At 67.5% G+C, this 15,447-nt stretch carries 14 protein-coding genes, 1 tRNA gene and 3 pseudogenes; 10 read left to right on the top strand and 8 right to left on the bottom strand.

What is annotated here, in order from left to right; all coding sequences use genetic code 11:
- Positions 1-353: 353 nt before the first annotated feature.
- The 4 genes and pseudogenes from DQW50_RS17140 to DQW50_RS17125 all read right to left on the bottom strand — a co-directional run bounded on the left by DQW50_RS17140 (position 354) and on the right by DQW50_RS17125 (position 3,188).
- A complete protein-coding gene (locus DQW50_RS17140) occupies positions 354-989 on the bottom strand; it encodes a hypothetical protein (RefSeq protein ID WP_112080472.1) in 636 nt (211 codons plus the stop codon).
- A gap of 538 nt (positions 990-1,527) precedes the next feature.
- Positions 1,528-2,055: pseudogene (locus DQW50_RS18705) on the bottom strand (archaellin/type IV pilin N-terminal domain-containing protein); the annotation flags it as partial.
- 2 nt (positions 2,056-2,057) lie between these two features.
- Positions 2,058-2,651: an archaellin/type IV pilin N-terminal domain-containing protein gene (locus tag DQW50_RS17130; protein WP_112080473.1), complete on the bottom strand. Its 594-nt coding sequence runs from the start codon at positions 2,649-2,651 to the stop codon at positions 2,058-2,060.
- 198 nt (positions 2,652-2,849) lie between these two features.
- Positions 2,850-3,188 carry a hypothetical protein gene (locus DQW50_RS17125; protein WP_112080471.1) on the bottom strand — a complete coding sequence of 113 codons (339 nt, stop codon included), beginning with the start codon at positions 3,186-3,188 and terminating at the stop codon, positions 2,850-2,852.
- Between the two features lie 214 nt (positions 3,189-3,402).
- Between DQW50_RS17125 and DQW50_RS17120 the strand changes: the two genes are divergently transcribed.
- Positions 3,403-3,741, top strand: coding sequence for a helix-turn-helix domain-containing protein (locus DQW50_RS17120; protein WP_112080470.1), 339 nt, complete (start codon positions 3,403-3,405; stop codon positions 3,739-3,741).
- Positions 3,742-3,768: 27 nt separating this feature from the next.
- Here DQW50_RS17120 and DQW50_RS17115 read toward each other — a convergent pair whose 3' ends face one another.
- On the bottom strand, positions 3,769-4,497 hold the full coding sequence (locus DQW50_RS17115; RefSeq protein ID WP_112080469.1) for an ATPase domain-containing protein: 729 nt from the start codon (positions 4,495-4,497) through the stop codon (positions 3,769-3,771).
- 179 nt (positions 4,498-4,676) lie between these two features.
- On the opposite strand from DQW50_RS17115, the gene DQW50_RS17110 reads away from it, so the two are divergent.
- The gene (locus DQW50_RS17110) at positions 4,677-5,240 is read left to right on the top strand and encodes a HalX domain-containing protein (protein ID WP_112080468.1); all 564 of its coding nucleotides are present in this window, start codon (positions 4,677-4,679) and stop codon (positions 5,238-5,240) included.
- Here the strand turns inward: DQW50_RS17110 and DQW50_RS17105 are convergent, their stop codons facing one another.
- Positions 5,241-6,662 (bottom strand): DHH family phosphoesterase, encoded by a 1,422-nt coding sequence (locus DQW50_RS17105; RefSeq protein ID WP_112080467.1) that lies wholly within the window; start codon positions 6,660-6,662, stop codon positions 5,241-5,243. It abuts the gene before it with no gap.
- A gap of 108 nt (positions 6,663-6,770) precedes the next feature.
- Between DQW50_RS17105 and DQW50_RS17100 the strand changes: the two genes are divergently transcribed.
- Together DQW50_RS17100 and metX are read left to right on the top strand one after the other, a co-directional pair.
- Positions 6,771-8,120: an O-acetylhomoserine aminocarboxypropyltransferase/cysteine synthase family protein gene (locus tag DQW50_RS17100; protein WP_112080466.1), complete on the top strand. Its 1,350-nt coding sequence runs from the start codon at positions 6,771-6,773 to the stop codon at positions 8,118-8,120.
- A 2-nt stretch (positions 8,121-8,122) separates the two neighbouring features.
- Positions 8,123-9,415, top strand: a complete 1,293-nt coding sequence (gene metX, locus DQW50_RS17095; RefSeq protein ID WP_112080465.1) for a homoserine O-acetyltransferase — start codon at positions 8,123-8,125, stop codon at positions 9,413-9,415.
- A gap of 640 nt (positions 9,416-10,055) precedes the next feature.
- On the opposite strand, the gene DQW50_RS17090 is transcribed toward metX, so the two are convergent.
- Positions 10,056-10,129: transfer RNA gene (locus tag DQW50_RS17090), tRNA-Val, on the bottom strand.
- Between the two features lie 96 nt (positions 10,130-10,225).
- Between DQW50_RS17090 and DQW50_RS17085 the strand changes: the two genes are divergently transcribed.
- The 4 genes from DQW50_RS17085 (at position 10,226) to DQW50_RS17070 (ending at position 12,944) form a co-directional block, all read left to right on the top strand.
- Positions 10,226-10,669 (top strand): DUF192 domain-containing protein, encoded by a 444-nt coding sequence (locus DQW50_RS17085; RefSeq protein WP_394338599.1) that lies wholly within the window; start codon positions 10,226-10,228, stop codon positions 10,667-10,669.
- 70 nt (positions 10,670-10,739) lie between these two features.
- Positions 10,740-11,177, top strand: a complete 438-nt coding sequence (locus tag DQW50_RS17080) for an SHOCT domain-containing protein (RefSeq protein ID WP_112080463.1) — start codon at positions 10,740-10,742, stop codon at positions 11,175-11,177.
- 82 nt (positions 11,178-11,259) lie between these two features.
- Positions 11,260-12,315, top strand: coding sequence for an AAA family ATPase (locus tag DQW50_RS17075; protein WP_112080462.1), 1,056 nt, complete (start codon positions 11,260-11,262; stop codon positions 12,313-12,315).
- Positions 12,312-12,944, top strand: coding sequence for a protein sorting system archaetidylserine decarboxylase (locus DQW50_RS17070; protein ID WP_112080461.1), 633 nt, complete (start codon positions 12,312-12,314; stop codon positions 12,942-12,944). The genes DQW50_RS17075 and DQW50_RS17070 overlap by 4 nt, the downstream gene beginning before the upstream one ends.
- Before the next feature lie 82 nt (positions 12,945-13,026).
- Here DQW50_RS17070 and DQW50_RS17065 read toward each other — a convergent pair.
- A pseudogene (locus DQW50_RS17065) lies at positions 13,027-14,043 on the bottom strand (ABC transporter ATP-binding protein); the annotation flags it as partial.
- On the opposite strand from DQW50_RS17065, the pseudogene DQW50_RS17060 reads away from it, so the two are divergent.
- Both DQW50_RS17060 and DQW50_RS17055 read left to right on the top strand, forming a co-directional pair.
- A pseudogene (locus DQW50_RS17060) lies at positions 14,036-14,563 on the top strand (SDR family NAD(P)-dependent oxidoreductase); the annotation flags it as partial. The pseudogenes DQW50_RS17065 and DQW50_RS17060 overlap by 8 nt on opposite strands.
- 98 nt (positions 14,564-14,661) lie before the next feature.
- Positions 14,662-15,312, top strand: a complete 651-nt coding sequence (locus DQW50_RS17055) for an HVO_2922 family protein (RefSeq protein ID WP_112080459.1) — start codon at positions 14,662-14,664, stop codon at positions 15,310-15,312.
- Positions 15,313-15,447 lie beyond the last annotated feature (135 nt).

Here is a 15,447-nt window from a genome sequence, read left to right as displayed (position 1 = left end):
CGAGGGAGTCGGTGGTCCGACGCGAAGCGGAGGACCACCGACGAGGCTGGGGAGGCGTGAGGTGCGGGGCTGTGCGGGGCGGGTGGGACTCAAAGGGGCAGCCGCGAGGCGGGCGCAGGTGACGTAAGGACCGTAGGGAGCGGGCAACGCGAGCGACTGAGGACCGCAACGAGCGTGCGCCCGCCTCGCGGCTGGGGCTTTGGAGGTGTTCACCGTCTCGACAGTGGCGTAGTACCGAGCGGCTGGGGCTTTGGAGGTGGTCTCCGCGCTAGCAACAAGGTATCGCCGAGCGGCTGGGGGCTTTGGACGTGTTCACCGCGTCGGAACCGGTCACAACTACAGATCGCCCGCCCTCACTCGATCCGGAAGCCGCCGGCGTCCTCGGCGGCGCGGACCAGGTCGCCGATGGAGTCGTTCGCGGTGAGTCCCTGACTCGCTGCGAAGCGTTTGATCGCCACCGGCGGGAGGTCGATCGGGCTGTCGGCGGCGACGAGCAGGAGGCCGAGCGCCTCCGCGGGGTCGGTCCCCGAGCCGGCGTTGGCGACGAACCACGAGAGGGTGGTATCGAAGGTGGCAGTCACGTCGTTCGAGACCATCCGGTTGCGCGCGGTCGACCCCTTCGCGTGGAGCGTCACGTCCACCCCGTAGTCGAACCCGTCGTCGTCGAAGGACTCGGCCAACCAGCGGCTCACGGCTCGACGGTCGACGTTCCCGTCCCCGCTGTCCCCGGTCGAGTGGCTCCCGCCCGCACCGCCCCGGTCGCCGGCGACCGGCTCACGCTCGTCGGCGGGGCTGGGGGTCGCGGGCGACCGGAACCCCGAGCCGTCGGCCGGTCCCGGACCGGGTTCCGGGTCCGGCGCCCGCCGCCGGACGTTGGGGCGGCCGTCGGTGCCGACGACGTACCGGCCCTCCCCGATCTCGACGACGTTCTCGTCGTCGGTGAAATCGAGGTCGTCGGGGTCGGCCGGCCGTGCGTCGTGGTCACTCATGGCGTAGGCGTGGTCGTGCGAGAAAATAGGTGTTCCGGGCGGGTCGATCCGCCGGGATGGTTAGCGGGCGGTGTGTGGCTCGTTAGAGTTGGACGGCCTCGCCTTCCTCGCTGAAGAGGTCGGGAGCCCGGAGTTCGACTGTCGTCGTCGCGCCGGCGGGCGAGACGATGTCGACCGTCGCCGTGTCACCTTCACTGAAGGTGCCATCGTTGAACGCACCGGCACTCGGATTGATCAGGATCGTGTACTGATTCTCGCTGTTGAGGACGGGTGAACTTTCGAAGTCACCGTCCGGGTCATCAACGGCGAATTCGTTACCGTCGAGGTTGCTGATTTCTTGAGTCTGATCGACTGTTTCTGTGGTGGTGAGCTGCGTCGATTCACCATCATCAACCTCTTCGGTTGCGCTTAGCTCATCCATTTCAGCGTTGTTCAACGAGATATCGATCTGGTCGCCACTTGTAAAGGTTCCACCAGCATCAAGATTGATGTCTCCTCCAGTGCTGTCTGCACTAACGGTAAGCGTTTCTCCTTGAGTGGTTCCGTCCGTATCGAAGGTTTCAGTAGTACCATCGAGAGTTACGCTTACGGTGATCGGATCATCGTTATTCTCGATATTGTCATGGTTAACTTCAATATCAAAGTCAGAAGATCCGTCGGCGACGTCGGTATCACCGTTAACATCAGCGGCGACTAGCTCGTTTTCTGTAGTCGGCTGATCAGTGAATACGAGATTTTCTTGACCGCCAGGACCCACCGCCTGAAGCGTCGTGTCGGCGAGGTCAATGTCGTCGGCACCGGGCGCACCACTGACTGTCAGACGGATCTCTTCAAGGCTCGTCTCATCAGCTGCAACGATACCGACCTCACTCGTTACGTCGATCCGCTCGGAAACCAGATCCGTACTGTCCTCTCCCGTTGCCTCCGCCTGCGTCTGGAGGAACCCGGCCGTGTTGATCAGCACGCCGGCAGCGATCGCCGCCACCAGCACCATCGCGATGAACACAATGAGCGTCCCGATCCCCACTTGACCGCGATCCTTCGTATTGGTAATGGACTCGAACATCGTTACAGCCTCACCGAATTCTTAACCACGGTACTCGGGATCCGGATCTCCGTCGTCGTCGTCGCACCCGACGCCGTCGTGAACGTCACGGTCAGCGAATCACCCTCCGCGAGTGCATATCCGAGATCACTGGATACGCCATCGATATTGTGATCACCGGTAAGCGCGATCGAGACCTCTGCTCGATCGCTGGTTCCCGTCAGGACGTTTCCACTTCCAGTGAAGATGTCGATCGCGACCTCATCGTCGTCTAACTGGAAGGTTGCCTGCCCGTCCGCTCCGATCAGTTCAGCCGACACTTCATTGAGATCGATGTTGTCGGAACCCGGGGATTGCGCGACCACGAATTCCAAGTGATCCACGTCACCAGCGCCGGTATCGTCAAGATAACCGGATTGGCTCACGACCTGAAGTCGATCGCTCACCTGTGATGTACTCTCCTCGCCCGTCGCCTCCGCCTGCGTCTGGAGGAAGCCGGCCGTGTTGATCAGGACGCCGGCGGCGATCGCCGCCACCAACACCATCGCGATGAACACGATGAGCGTCCCGATCCCCACTTGACCGCGCTCTTCCTCGTCGAATATGGTTTCGAACATTGGTCTGTTGTGTGGGCCCCCGGCCTGCCCGGCGGGCGTTATCACAACGGAGCGGAAATCTCCTATTAAAGGCACGGGGCGGATTATTCGAGTTGATAAACACCTGCTGTCATGCGGTTTCCGGTATTTATTCTTGTATTTAATTAAAGGAATTAAAAACGAACTGCCGTCCTGGGTATCAGATCTGGATCCAGGAGGTCACCGTTCGCGAAGCTCGGCCACGTCCGCCTCGGAGATCACGAACTCCCGGGTCCCCGGCTCGTAGACGGCGAGGCTGCCGGCGACGAGCGCCATCGACCCGGCGAGCAGGCCACTGTTGACGAGCAGTAGCGCCCGGGGGTTCGCGAACGCGGTCCGAAACGCCGCGAGCGGCGTGGCGAGCGCGGCGACGACGACCAACCCGAACCCGACGGCGAGGTACGCCATCGCGGTCCGCCCGGAGGAACGGTACGCCGTCACCGCGAACGCCGACAGCGTCGCACCCGTCCCCGCGAGCACGGTGGTCGTCACGAGGTACAGCCCTTCGATGAGGTCCATACGCGGCCTCCCCGTCCGGATATGTTAAATCTCCGGGATGCGATATCAATACCGATACTTCGGTCGGCTCAGAGTGGGTCGGTCGGGATGGAGAACGGAGCGCGCCAGAGGGGCCACGAACCGGATGTGTCGAGCCCTCCACGGGGATCGGTCGCTGCGCGGGAGTGTCGCATCGGTATCTTTTTGGGTGAAAAATTCATATTTGATAACGATAATGGCGGAGAACGACCTGATCACGGTGCTCGGGAACAAGTACAACACTGACATCCTGACCGCGACGGGAGAGGCCAAGTCCGCCCAGGACCTGAGCGAGGAGCTGGAGGTGCCCATCGCGACGTGCTACCGCCGGATCAACGAGCTGGAGGACGCCGACCTGTTGGAGCTTCACGACCGGCCGCTCTCGGACGAACACCGCCGCGTGAAGGTGTACCGCCGGAAGGTCGACGGCGTCGACGTCGACTTTCGGGACGGGCTGACCGTCGAGATCGAGGAGCGCTCCGCGGTCAAGAACCGCCTCGACGACGTGTGGCGGGACCTCTCGTCGACGCAGTGACCGATACGACGGAGCGTCGACGGGCGATCAGAACGACGGCTCGTCCGACCGGCTCATCATCGAGAACCCGCCCGCCCGCTCGTGGACCGTGATCCCGCCCTGCCCGATGTCCATCGGGAAGATGTCCGTGTCGATGTCCTGTTTGCGCATCTTCGCGACCCAGACGTAGCGGTTGACTCCGGAATCCGTCGGCGTCTGGATGAAGTAGATGTTGCCGTCGGTGAGGAAGTTCTCCAACCCGACCTCGGTGTCGGGAAACACCGCGCCCTGCTCGTTGATGAGGAGCGAGGTCAGCCCGTTCGCCTTGAGGATGTCCGAGAACTTCAGCAGGTACGTCCGCTTCTCCTGTTCGTCCGCGAAGAACAGCTGGAACATCGACAGCGAGTCGAGCACGAGCCGGTCGAAGTCCTCGCCTTCGATCGTATCGAGCAGTCTGTCGACGGCCGTCGAGAAGTCGGTCTCCCGGAGCATCTGGCGCTTGTCGAGGATCACGATCTCGCCGTCGTCGACCAGCCCGCCGAAGTCGTCGAACCCGATCGACTCGGCGGCAGCCCGGATGTCGGCTTCGTCCTCCTCGAAGGAGACGTACACCCCGCGTTCGTCGTGGTCGGTGACGCCCGTGTAGAGGTACTGGATCCCGAAAATACTCTTTCCGGTGCCGGGGTTCCCGGAGACGAGGACGGTCGACTGCGCCGTGATGCCGCCGGTGAGGATCGAGTCGAGCCCCTCGACTCCGGTAGAGACGAGTTCTGACATTCGCCTCGGTCTTCACGACGGGAGTACATAAAAGACGATCCGTTCGAGCCGCCGCGTGGAGCGCGTCGCCGACCGGATTGTCAGGAGGGAGAAGGCGGCGATAGCTTTATTCGTCGACACGCCGCCACGTTCGGTATGCTCGGTGAAACGGATCCCGTCGCTCCCGACGGTGATCGTCGGTGAGCGAAGCGACGGTCCTCGTCGTGGAGGACGAGCCGGATATCGCCGCGTTGTACGCCGGCTTCCTCGAGGAGCGCTACAATGTCACCGTCGCAGCGACGGCCGTCGAGGCGATCGAGGTCGTCGACGGGACCGTCGACGCCGTCCTGCTCGATAGACGGCTCCCGGACGGGAGCGGCGACGAGGTGCTCGAACACATCCGCGAGAACGACCTCGATTGCCGGGTCGCGATGGTGACTGCCGTCGAACCCGACTTCGACATCATCGACATGGGCTTCGACCTCTACTTGACCAAACCGGTGAACCGGGCGAACCTCCTCGCCGCGCTCGAGACACTCTTGACCCGTGACGAGTACGACGAGCTCCTCCAGGAAGCGGCGGCGCTTGCGAGCAAACGCGCGGTCCTCAAAGCACAGAAACCGACCGCCCAGCTCGACGACAACGAGGCGTTCGACGAACTCGTCTCCCGGCTCGACGAGCTCGACGCCGACATGGACGCCATCGCCGAGTCGCTCTCGACGGACGACTATCGGGCGATGTTCCGGGACCTCGGCGAGGCTTGATCACGAGAGCTGAGCGCCGACCAGCTCGTCCGCGGCGTCGAGGAACGCGTCGCGTTCGTCGATCGGGATCGTCGCGCCGGCGGCGACGTCGTGGCCGCCGCCGTCGCCGCCGACCGCTCGGCTCGCCTCGCGCATTACGGTCGAGAGGTCGAGGCCCTGCCGAACCAGCCGGCCGGTTCCACGCGAGGAGACCTTCAGCTCCGTCGCGTTCTTCTCCGCGAACGCGACCACGGGCTTCGAGCGGTCGACGGCGGGCGAGCCGGCGGCCATCCCGGCAACGATCCCGACGATGGTCTCGCGGATCCGCGAGCCGGCGTCGAACCACTGGAGGTTGTCCTCGTGAGTCACGCCCTCGGATTTTACCCACTGGAGTCCCTCGGAGAGGTTACGTCGATGGTTCCGGAGCAGCCGGCGCGCCTCCGAGAGCGCCCCGTCGCGGTCGCCGAGACAGACCGCCAACCCCACGTCGGCGCGTTCGTACCGGGCGGTCGCGTTGAGTAGCGTCGAGAACTCGCTCACGTCCCGAAGCTCGGTGCCCGATTCCTCGGCGAGGAGCGTGTAGGAGGTGCCGACGAGCGTCTCGATCCGATCGGCCGGAACGCCGGAGGCGACGGCCCGTTGCATCAGCGCGGAGACGAGCGTCCGCCGTTCGTCGCCGTCGAGGTCGATCCAGCGCCGCCACTCGCCGTCTCGTCTCACGTCGACGTCGAGGTCGCGGAGGAAGCCGATCGCGCCCGCCTCGTCGTTGGAGATGCCGGGGATCCGAACGTCCGAGGCGTACTCCAGCAGCTTCGGGAGCGGTCGGGTCTGTCGGCCGTAGAGGTCGAGGTCGGTACGCTCCTCGAGGACGCCCGCGTCGACGCCGTCCGCGACGATCGCCTCGTTCGCGCCGACGAGCCCGCCGCCGCCGTCCTGCATGTCGCCGACCGCGCCGACGACCGCCAGCCCCGCCAGGTCGCGGTTGTCGCCGTCGGGACCCTCCAGTGCGCGGGCGAGGACGTAGCTCGCGCCCGCCCCAGAGAGCTCGCTCGCACCGTCGATCCCCTCGAGCAACGGGTTGAGGTGAAACGCCGTGTCGGCGTCGGCGGGTCGGTGGTGGTCGGCGATCACGGGAACGAAGTCGCCGCGAGCCTCGTGGGGGGCGATGACGTCGAGTTGGCCGGAGCCGAAGTCGGTGAAGAGCACGACTTCGAACTCGCGGACTGCGATCCCCGCGATCGACTCCTCGTCGAGCCCCTTCTCGAAGACGACCTCGTGGTCGATCCCCGCTCGAGCGAGCGCGGACGACGCGATAGCGGCGCTCGTGAGCCCGTCGGCGTCGATGTGTGAAACGAGCAGGACGCGGTCGGCCGCGCACAGACGGTCGGCGCAGGCGCGAGCACGACCGGCGAGGTCGGGCACGGGGGTGTCGGCGACTGCCATTACCGGGTCGTGGGGCGGCATCGGGGATAAACGCACGTTTCGGCGGGGTCCGGCAGGGATTGCCGTAACTGACAGTTATAGACGTCCACGGATATATGCGCAACGTACATGACACGTGGGTTCGACACCCGGAGTCTCCACGCCGGAGCGGCGGCCGATCCGGCGACCGGGGCTCGCGCGACGCCGATCCACCAGACGACGTCGTACGTCTTCGACGACGCCGACACGGCGGCCGACCTGTACGCGCTCCGGGCGGACGGGGACGTCTACTCCCGCGTCTCGAACCCGACCGTGCGCGCGCTCGAGGACCGTCTCGCCGACATGGAGGGTGGGACCGGTGCGGTCGCGACCGCCTCCGGGATGGGGGCGTTCGACGCGATCACGACGGTCCTCGCGAGCGCGGGCGACAACGTCGTCGCCAGCGAGGAGATGTACGGCGGCACCGCAACGCACCTCACGAGCGTCGCGAACCGCCGCGGGGTGGAGGCCCGCCTCGTCGGCACGACCGACTACGGGGCGTACGCCGACGCCATCGACGACGACACCGCCTTCGTCCACGTGGAGACGCTCGCGAACCCCTCCCTCGTCACGCCCGACTTCGAGCGGCTCGCCGAGGTCGCACACGAGCGTGCGGTCCCGCTCGTCGTCGACAACACGTTCGCGACGCCGTTCCTCTGCCGGCCGATCGAACACGGCGCGGACGTCGTCTGGGAGTCGACGACCAAGTGGCTCACCGGCAACGGCACCACCGTCGGCGGGGTCGTCGTCGACGGCGGCACCTTCCCGTGGGACCACCCGGACGCGGAGTACGAGGAACTCTCCGGTGAGTCGCCGGCGTTCCCGATCGACTTCGTGGAGCGGTTCGGCGACGCCGCGTTCGCGAACGTCGTCCGCCAGCGGGCGGTCCGGCCGACCGGGAGCCAGCAGTCGCCGTTCGACGCCTGGCAGACGCTTCAAGGGGTCGGGACGCTTCCTCTCCGGATGGAACGCCACTGCGAGAACGCCCGGCGGGTCGCGGCGTTCCTCCGCGCGGACGACCGTGTCGACTGGGTAACCTACCCCGGGTTCGAGGAGCACCCGACCCACGCGAACGCGACGAAGTACCTCGACGGCGGGGGCGACCTCGACGGCGGGGACGGCCTCGAGGCCGGGTACGGCGGGATGATCACTTTCGGGGTCGCGGGCGGCTACACGCCTGCCAAGACGCTCTGTGAATCGGTCGACCTCGCGAGCTTCCTCGCGAACGTCGGCGACGCGAGGACGCTCGTCATCCATCCCGCCTCCACCACGCACGCACAGCTCGACGCGGAGGCGCGGGCGGCCGCGGGCGTCAGAGCGGACATGGTCCGGCTCTCGGTCGGCATCGAGGACCCCGACGACGTGATCGCCGACCTCGACGTAGCGCTGGAGGCGGCGGCGAACGCCCCGGGGACGGACGGCGGAACGGTGAGGGAGTGAGGATGTCAGCCACACCCACGGACGCCGGCGTCGCGACCCTCGGGGAGTTCACCTTCGAGTGCGGGCAGTCGATCCCCGAACTACGGGTCGGCTACGAGACCTACGGCGAGTTCGACGGCGACAACGTGGTGCTCGTGTGTCACGCGCTCACCGGCAGCCAGAACGTCGCCCGGACGCCCGACCGCGACGCGAACGCGGGGCAGGCCGGGCAGGCGCGCGCGTGGTGGGACGACGTGGTCGGCCCGGGGAAGGCGATCGATACCACGAAGTACTACGTCGTCTGTGCGAACGTGCCCGGCTCCTGTTACGGCACCTCGGGGCCGGCGAGCGACCGCCCGGCCGACCTCGAGCTTCCGGGCGACGAGCCCGACCACGACCGCTGGGGGACGGCGTTCCCGCCGGTTCAGGTCGAGGACTGGGCGCGCGCACAGCGCCGCCTGCTCGACCACCTCGGCGTCGGTCGGCTCCGGGCGGTCGTCGGCGGGAGCGTTGGCGGAATGAACGTCCTCGAGTGGGCGAAACGCTACCCCGACGACGTCGACCTCGTCGTTCCGGTCGCCGCCGCGGCCAGGCTCGACGCGCAGTGTCTCGCGCTCGATGCGGTCGCCCGCCGGGCGATCCGCGCGGACCCGAACTGGAACGGCGGCGACTACTACGGCGAGGGTCGCGAGTCGCCCGACACCGGGCTGGCGATGGCCCGCCAGATCGGTCACGTCATGTACCTCTCGAAGGCGTCGATGGAGCGGAAGTTCGGCCGGCGGTCGGCCGGTCGCGACTCGCTGAGCCGCGAGCAGGGCGACCTCGGGCTGGGGGCCGACCCCGCGGCCGCCTTCTTCCCGTACCGCGAGGTGGAGTCGTACCTCGACTACCAGGCCGAGGGGTTCGCGGAGCGGTTCGACGCCAACAGCTACCTCTACCTCACGCGCGCGATGGACGAGTACGACCTCGCTGCGGGCTACGGCTCCGACGCCGACGCGCTGGCCGCCTTCGAGGGCGAGGCGCTCGTCACCAGCTTCACCGGCGACTGGCACTTCACGGTCGAGCAGGCTGACGCCGTCGCGAACGCCTTCCGCGAGCGCGACGTCCCCGTCGCTCACCACGTGATCGACTCCGACCACGGCCACGACGCGTTCCTCGTCGAGCCCGAACACGTCGGCCCGCCGCTTCGCGACTTCCTCGCCGACGGCGTCGAGGGTCGCGCGGTCGACGACCGAGGCGGCGACGACTCCGCGAGGGACGAACCCGACCGCGACCCGGATCACGCCCCCGTCCACTCCAGCCTGTTCGGTGGGTGAGGCGAGCGCAGGGACGCGCCGGATGTGGTGGAGGAAACGGTAGTTGAGGCTGACGCTGTCGGCGGTGGCGCGCCTGCGAGCGCCCGTCAGGGCGCGAGCAGACCGCGAGGGACGCCACGAGCGCTTGAAAAGCGCGAGTGGCGAGGCTGGGGAGGCGTGAGGTGCGGTGCTGTGCGGTTCGGGCGGGATTCAAAGGGGCAGTCGCGAAGAGCGCGCAGGCGTTCACGAGAGCAGAGCTCTCGTGAGCCAATCAGAACGCAGTGCGTTCTGATGACGACGTAAGCAGCGTGGCGCTACGCGCCACGGGCAGCCGGCGCGAAGCGCCGGCGACACCACAGGGAGCAAACGAAGTGAGCGACCGAGGAGCACAGCGAGCGTGCGCGCTCTTCGCGACTGGGGCTTTGGAGACGTTCACTGTGTCGACGACGACTTAGTACCGAGCGACTGGGGCTTTGCTGATGTCCACCACATCGGAAACGAGATCGGACGTATCGACTCGACTTCTCTCGGAACGGACGTATTAGGGCGGGTTCGAACCACGGTCGCTCCCGTTCGCTCGCGAGGCTCGCTCACCTCCCGCTCCCTGATTCGAACCCGCCCTCGCATACATTTCTGTGACTCACTTCGTTCGTCCCAGAAATGGGCTCGGGCGGGTTCGAACCGCCGACCTCAGCCTTGTAAAGGCCGCGTCATAACCAGCTAGACCACGAGCCCCCGTCGGGGGAAGCCGCCGCGAGCGGAAAACGGTTTCTGTCTCGGCCGCAAAGCCCGGCCGTGAACCCCCGATTCCGCGCGCCGCTCACCGTTCTCATCGTCGTCTTCGTGGTCGCCGCCCTCGCCATCGCCACCGCCCCGTCGCTCCTGATCCCGGGCTACGAGACGACCACGGTGGAGGCGACGGACGCCGAGACGGGCGAGACGCTCGCGACCGTCGAGGCCCGGATCGCCGACGGCCCGGTAAAACGCTACGTCGGGCTCTCGGCGACGGACGAACTCGCCGACGACGAGGGAATGCTGTTCGTCCACAGCGAGCCCGGCGAGTACGACTACGTGATGCGCGACATGGCCTTCGCCATCGACATCGTGTTCGTCGACGCCGACGGCGAGATCACGCAGATCCACGAGGCCGAACCCGAATCGCGTCCGCTCACTACCTACGAGGGGACGGGGAAGTACGTCCTCGAGGTCCCGATCGGGTGGAGCGCCGACAACGACGTCGAACCGGGCGACAGCCTCGAGTTCGACCTGGAGTGACCCCGACGACTCCGGCGAAACGGATGGACCCGACGAAACCGGTTTAGCCCTCGGTTCCGTCCGACCGGGTATGACCGGTCCCCTCCGACGTGTCGCCTGGAACCTCCGACACCGCTGGCGGCGGGTGTTCGCGCTGTGTGTCGTCGGCGCCGGCGTCCTCGCACCGCTCGTCACGAACCTCTGGTGGACCCTCCCGCTCGTCTGGTTCCTCGGGCTGTTCGTCGTCCTCCCCGTGCTCCACACCCTCGCGAAGCCGCTTCCCGATCGCGACGGAAACGGCGGCGAACACGGCCGCGAAAGCGACCCCGCGCTCGACGCACTGCGCGAACGCTACGCACGCGGCGATATCGACGACCACGAGTTCGAGCGGAAGCTCGACCGCCTGCTCGAGACCGAGGACGCGGAGGTCGCCGACCGCGACGTGGCCGACCGCGACGTGGCCGACCGCGACGTGGCCGACCGGCTCCGCGGGACCGTCGAGCGCGAACTCGAACGCGTCCGGGAGTGACGGTCGCGGAACCGATGGAACGGAACTCGGGAGACCGCCCGGACCGACCGTTTCTTGAGCGCGCGGCTCGGAGGGGACGGTAATGGACGGACCGCTGTGGATCGACACGCACGCGCCCGAGCTGTCCGAGATCCGCCAGACTGACGCCCGCGACCGGCTCCGTCGGGCGGTCGACGAGCCGATGAACCTCGTCGTCCAGGGGCCGCCGGGGGCCGGGAAGACGGCCGCGACGCGGGCGCTGGCGCGGGAGTCACACGCCGACCCGGAAAGCGACCTGATCGAGATCAACGTCGCGGACTTCTTCGGCCGGACGAAAAAGGAGATCCGGACGGATCCCCGGTTCGAGGGCTTCCTCCAGGGGAGAAGCCGGATGGCGAAACGCGACATGATAAACCACGTCCTCACCGAGTCGGCCTCCTACGCGCCGATGTCGGGCGAGTACAAGACGGTCCTCCTCGACAACGCCGAGTCCATCCGCGAGGACTTCCAGCAGGCGCTCCGCCGGGTGATGGAGAGACACCACCGGACGACCCAGTTCGTCATCGCCACCCGCCAGCCCTCGAAGCTCATCGCGCCGATCCAGTCGCGGTGTTTCCCGATCCGGCTTCGCGCGCCGACGACCGACGAGACCATCGACGTGCTCGAGACGGTCTGCGACCGGGAGGGTGTCGCGTACGACGACGACGGGCTCGAGTTCGTCGCCAGCGCGACCGGCAGTGACCTCAGGCGGGCGATCCTCGCAGCGCAGACGACCGCCGTCGAGGGCGAGGAGATCACCATGACGACCGCCTACGAGACGCTCGGCGAAGTGGGCGACGACGACACGATTCGCGAGGCGCTCGCGGCCGCCCGCGAAGGGGACCTGAAAGGGGCCCGGAGCACCCTCGACGACCTCCTCGACGAGGGCGGGTACGACGGTCCCGGGCTGCTCCGCGAGACGCTTCGGGTCGCGCGGGCGGGGTCGGCGTACGACAGCGACGACCTCGCACGGCTCCACAAGCTCGCCGGCGAGGCGGACCTCGCGTTGACGGAGGGGCTCGACGACCGGCTCCACCTCACCCACCTGCTCGCCGCGTGGGCTGTGGGGCGGACCGAACTCCACGCGGAATTCCACGAGCCCGCGGAGGCGGAGGCATGAGCCGGAACCCCCCGCTCGCGCGGGTCCTCCCGTTCGACGTCGTCGACAACGGCTGGCGGCTGGCGCTCGTCCCCGCGCTTACGGCGGCCGTCGCCCTCCCGTTTCTCCCGCCGGTCGGCGTCGGGCTGGTCGCGCTCACGCTCGGCGTCCTCTGGTTCCATCGCGATCCCGAGCGGACCCCGCCGGACCCGAGCGGGGCGGTCGTCTCGCCCGCCGACGGCACCGTGAGCGTCGTGCGCGAGGAGGGGACACGGCTCCGGGTCGGGGTGTACATGAGCGCGACCGACGTCCACGTCAACCGCGCGCCGATCGCCGGCGAGGTCCGGGAGGTCCGGCATCGACCCGGGGCGAACCGTCCGGCGTTCGACAAGGAGTCCGAGCGCAACGAGCAGGTCGTCATCGACTTCGGCGAGTACGAACTGCTCGTCATCGCCGGCTGGTTCGCCCGCCGGATCCACCCGGCGGTCGAGGTCGGCGACCGGATCGAGCGGGGCGAGCGCGTCGGCCACGTTTCGTTCGGGTCGCGCGCCGACGTAGTGTTGCCGGCCGACGTCGCCCGTGAGGACCTGCTCGTGCGCGAGGGCGACGCGGTCTTGGCGGGCGAGACGATCGTCGCCGAACGGGAGTGACCGTCGTCGCCAAGCGGGAGTAGCCGCGAAAAACAACCGGGAGAGGGTTCACCCAGCGATCCGCCGGCCGGTCCGGGGACCGTCAGGAGACGTCGAGGGCCGCGGCCTCGTCGAGGCGTCGGTTGTGTACCGCCTCGCCGGAGCCCCCGTCGAAGAGGTGGATCGTCTCCTCCGGGATCTCGACTGTGACCTCGTCGTCGACCGCGATCCGCTCGAGGCCGTCGATCGTCGCGATGAACGTCTGCCCTTCGGGTGCGTCCTCGAACCGGAGGTACACCGTGTTCTCGTCGCCCATCGGCTCGACGACCTCGACGACCGTCGAGAAGTTGTGATCGCCGGTCGGGTCCTCCGTCAGCGAGACGTCCTCCGGCCGGACGCCGAGGGTGAGGTCCGTGGTCTCGCCGACGTCGTCGAGCGTCGACTCCGAGAGGGGGTACTCGAAGGCGGAGCCGACGAACGTGTCGCCGTCGCGGGTAACGTCGAAGAAGTTCATCGACGGGTCGCCGACGAACCCGGCGACGAACCGGTTCGCCGGCTCGTGGTAACACTCGAGAGGCGTCGCCACCTGCTGGAGTTCCCCGGCGTCGAGGACCGCGATCCGGTCACCCATCGTCATCGCCTCGGTCTGGTCGTGGGTGACGTACATCGTCGTCACGTCGAGTTCCGCCTGGAGTCGCTGGAGCTCCGTCCGCATCTCCGACCGGAGCTTCGCGTCGAGGTTCGAGAGCGGTTCGTCCATCAGGAACCCCTCCGGGTCGCGGACGATCGCCCGCCCGAGCGCGACCCCCTGTCGCTGGCCGCCCGAGAGGTCCAACGGCTTGCGGTCCACCAGCTCGGCGATGCCCATGGTGTCCGCCGCGTCGTAGACGCGCGCTTCGATCTCGTCGTCGGCGAGGTCGGTCGACTCCTCCAGCCCGAACGCCATGTTCTCCCGGACGGTCATGTGGGGATACAGCGCGTACGACTGGAACACCATCGCGATGTCGCGGTGCTGCGGTTTCACGTCGTTGATGACCCGCTCGTCGAGGCGGATCTCGCCGCGAGTGATCGTCTCGAGCCCCGCGACCATCCGTAGCGTCGTCGACTTCCCACAGACGGAGACCGCCGCCGACGAGGCGACGCTGTCGGACTCGAAGTTCGTCGTCGAGACGGACTTTCGGGGGCACTGGCTCGCTGCGAAGGCCGTCCTCGACCACATGGACCGCGGGGCGATCGTCAACGTCTCGTCGAACCACGCGTACGCGATGATGCCGGCTCACTTCCCGTACAACGCCGTGAAAGCCGGGATCAACGGAATGACGCGGTCGCTGGCGATCGACTTCGGGCCACACGTCAGGGTGAACACGGTCGTCCCCGGGTGGATCGAGGTGGAACGGACCCGCGAGGAACTGTCCGACGGGCGGATCGAGGAGGTCGAATCGATCCACCCGACCGGGCGGATCGGGACGCCGGCGGACGTCGCCGGCGCCGTCGCCTTCCTCGCGAGCGAGGACGCGGCGTTCATCACCGGTGCCGCGCTCCTGATCGACGGCGGCCGCGGCGCAGTCATGCAGGACGACACGCTCCCGGACTACCGCGAGAGCTCGGAGGAGCGGCGGGGTCGGGACGGCACCCGGTGATCGGTGTTACCGTCCACGACACCGGTATGGCTACCGACGAAACCGACGTACCTCCCCGACCATAGCGTTTTGTGCCCGCGGGGAGACTTTCTCGGTGTATGCCAGAAGAGACTGTCCACGAATCCGAACGGTCGCGCAGTCGACAGGCGCTCGCAACCTATTTCCGTCGGATCGCGAAGGCGCTGGGGCGCGGCGAGCCGCTCCCCGTCGACGACGCCGGCACGGTCACCGTCGACCCGCCGGCCGAGCCGGAGCTGGAGGTAGCGATCGAACGCGAGGGGGACACGGTCAGTCTCGACCTCGAGATGGAGTGGACGGAGGAGGAGGGCGATGTCGACCTCGACGCCGCTGTGAGCAAGGCGACGTTCGAGGTGTACGCGGACGCAGTCGACGAGTGGCGCTGGCGGCTCGTCCACGACAACGGCAACGTGATCGCCGACGGCAGCCAGGGGTACGCCGACCGGCGGGACGCGGAGAACGGCATCGACTCCGTGAAACGGAACGCGCCCGGCGCCCACGTCGTCGACTTGAAGAGAGACGAGGAGCCCCCCGAGGAGGGCGGCAGCGACGCGACGTTCGAGCTGTTCGAGGGGAAGGACGGGAAACGGCGCTGGCGGCTCCGCCACGACAACGGCAACATCATCGCCGACGGCGGGCAGGGATACGCCTCCAAGCGAAACGCGGTCGGCGGGCTCCGGAGCGTGAAGGCGAACGCGCCGGGCGCGGTCGTCGAGGACGTCGACGAGTAGGCGGGAGAGAGTGGCACGGAGCGCTTGTCGAGATCTTTTATCGCGGAGAAATACAAGCGGATCAGCCATCAGAGCGCGTGTGCTATTGGAACGGAATGTTTGATCGAGAAGGCCTCGTTGCTGGCGCGGTGAAGG

Source organism: Halorubrum sp. 48-1-W, from assembly GCF_003287355.1.
GTDB lineage: Archaea > Halobacteriota > Halobacteria > Halobacteriales > Haloferacaceae > Halorubrum.
This window is presented reverse-complemented; position numbering and strand designations above follow the sequence as displayed.

What these genes read in the sequence shown, in the direction of transcription:
- DQW50_RS17140 (WP_112080472.1), bottom strand. Translation starts at nt 989, where the DNA reads ATGAGTGACCACGACGCACGGCCGGCCGACCCCGACGACCTCGATTTC.
- DQW50_RS17130 (WP_112080473.1), bottom strand. Translation starts at nt 2,651, where the DNA reads ATGTTCGAAACCATATTCGACGAGGAAGAGCGCGGTCAAGTGGGGATC.
- DQW50_RS17125 (WP_112080471.1), bottom strand. Translation starts at nt 3,188, where the DNA reads ATGGACCTCATCGAAGGGCTGTACCTCGTGACGACCACCGTGCTCGCG.
- DQW50_RS17120 (WP_112080470.1), top strand. Translation starts at nt 3,403, where the DNA reads ATGGCGGAGAACGACCTGATCACGGTGCTCGGGAACAAGTACAACACT.
- DQW50_RS17115 (WP_112080469.1), bottom strand. Translation starts at nt 4,497, where the DNA reads ATGTCAGAACTCGTCTCTACCGGAGTCGAGGGGCTCGACTCGATCCTC.
- DQW50_RS17105 (WP_112080467.1), bottom strand. Translation starts at nt 6,662, where the DNA reads ATGGCAGTCGCCGACACCCCCGTGCCCGACCTCGCCGGTCGTGCTCGC.
- DQW50_RS17100 (WP_112080466.1), top strand. Translation starts at nt 6,771, where the DNA reads ATGACACGTGGGTTCGACACCCGGAGTCTCCACGCCGGAGCGGCGGCC.
- metX (WP_112080465.1), top strand. Translation starts at nt 8,123, where the DNA reads ATGTCAGCCACACCCACGGACGCCGGCGTCGCGACCCTCGGGGAGTTC.
- DQW50_RS17080 (WP_112080463.1), top strand. Translation starts at nt 10,740, where the DNA reads ATGACCGGTCCCCTCCGACGTGTCGCCTGGAACCTCCGACACCGCTGG.
- DQW50_RS17075 (WP_112080462.1), top strand. Translation starts at nt 11,260, where the DNA reads ATGGACGGACCGCTGTGGATCGACACGCACGCGCCCGAGCTGTCCGAG.
- DQW50_RS17070 (WP_112080461.1), top strand. Translation starts at nt 12,312, where the DNA reads ATGAGCCGGAACCCCCCGCTCGCGCGGGTCCTCCCGTTCGACGTCGTC.
- DQW50_RS17055 (WP_112080459.1), top strand. Translation starts at nt 14,662, where the DNA reads ATGCCAGAAGAGACTGTCCACGAATCCGAACGGTCGCGCAGTCGACAG.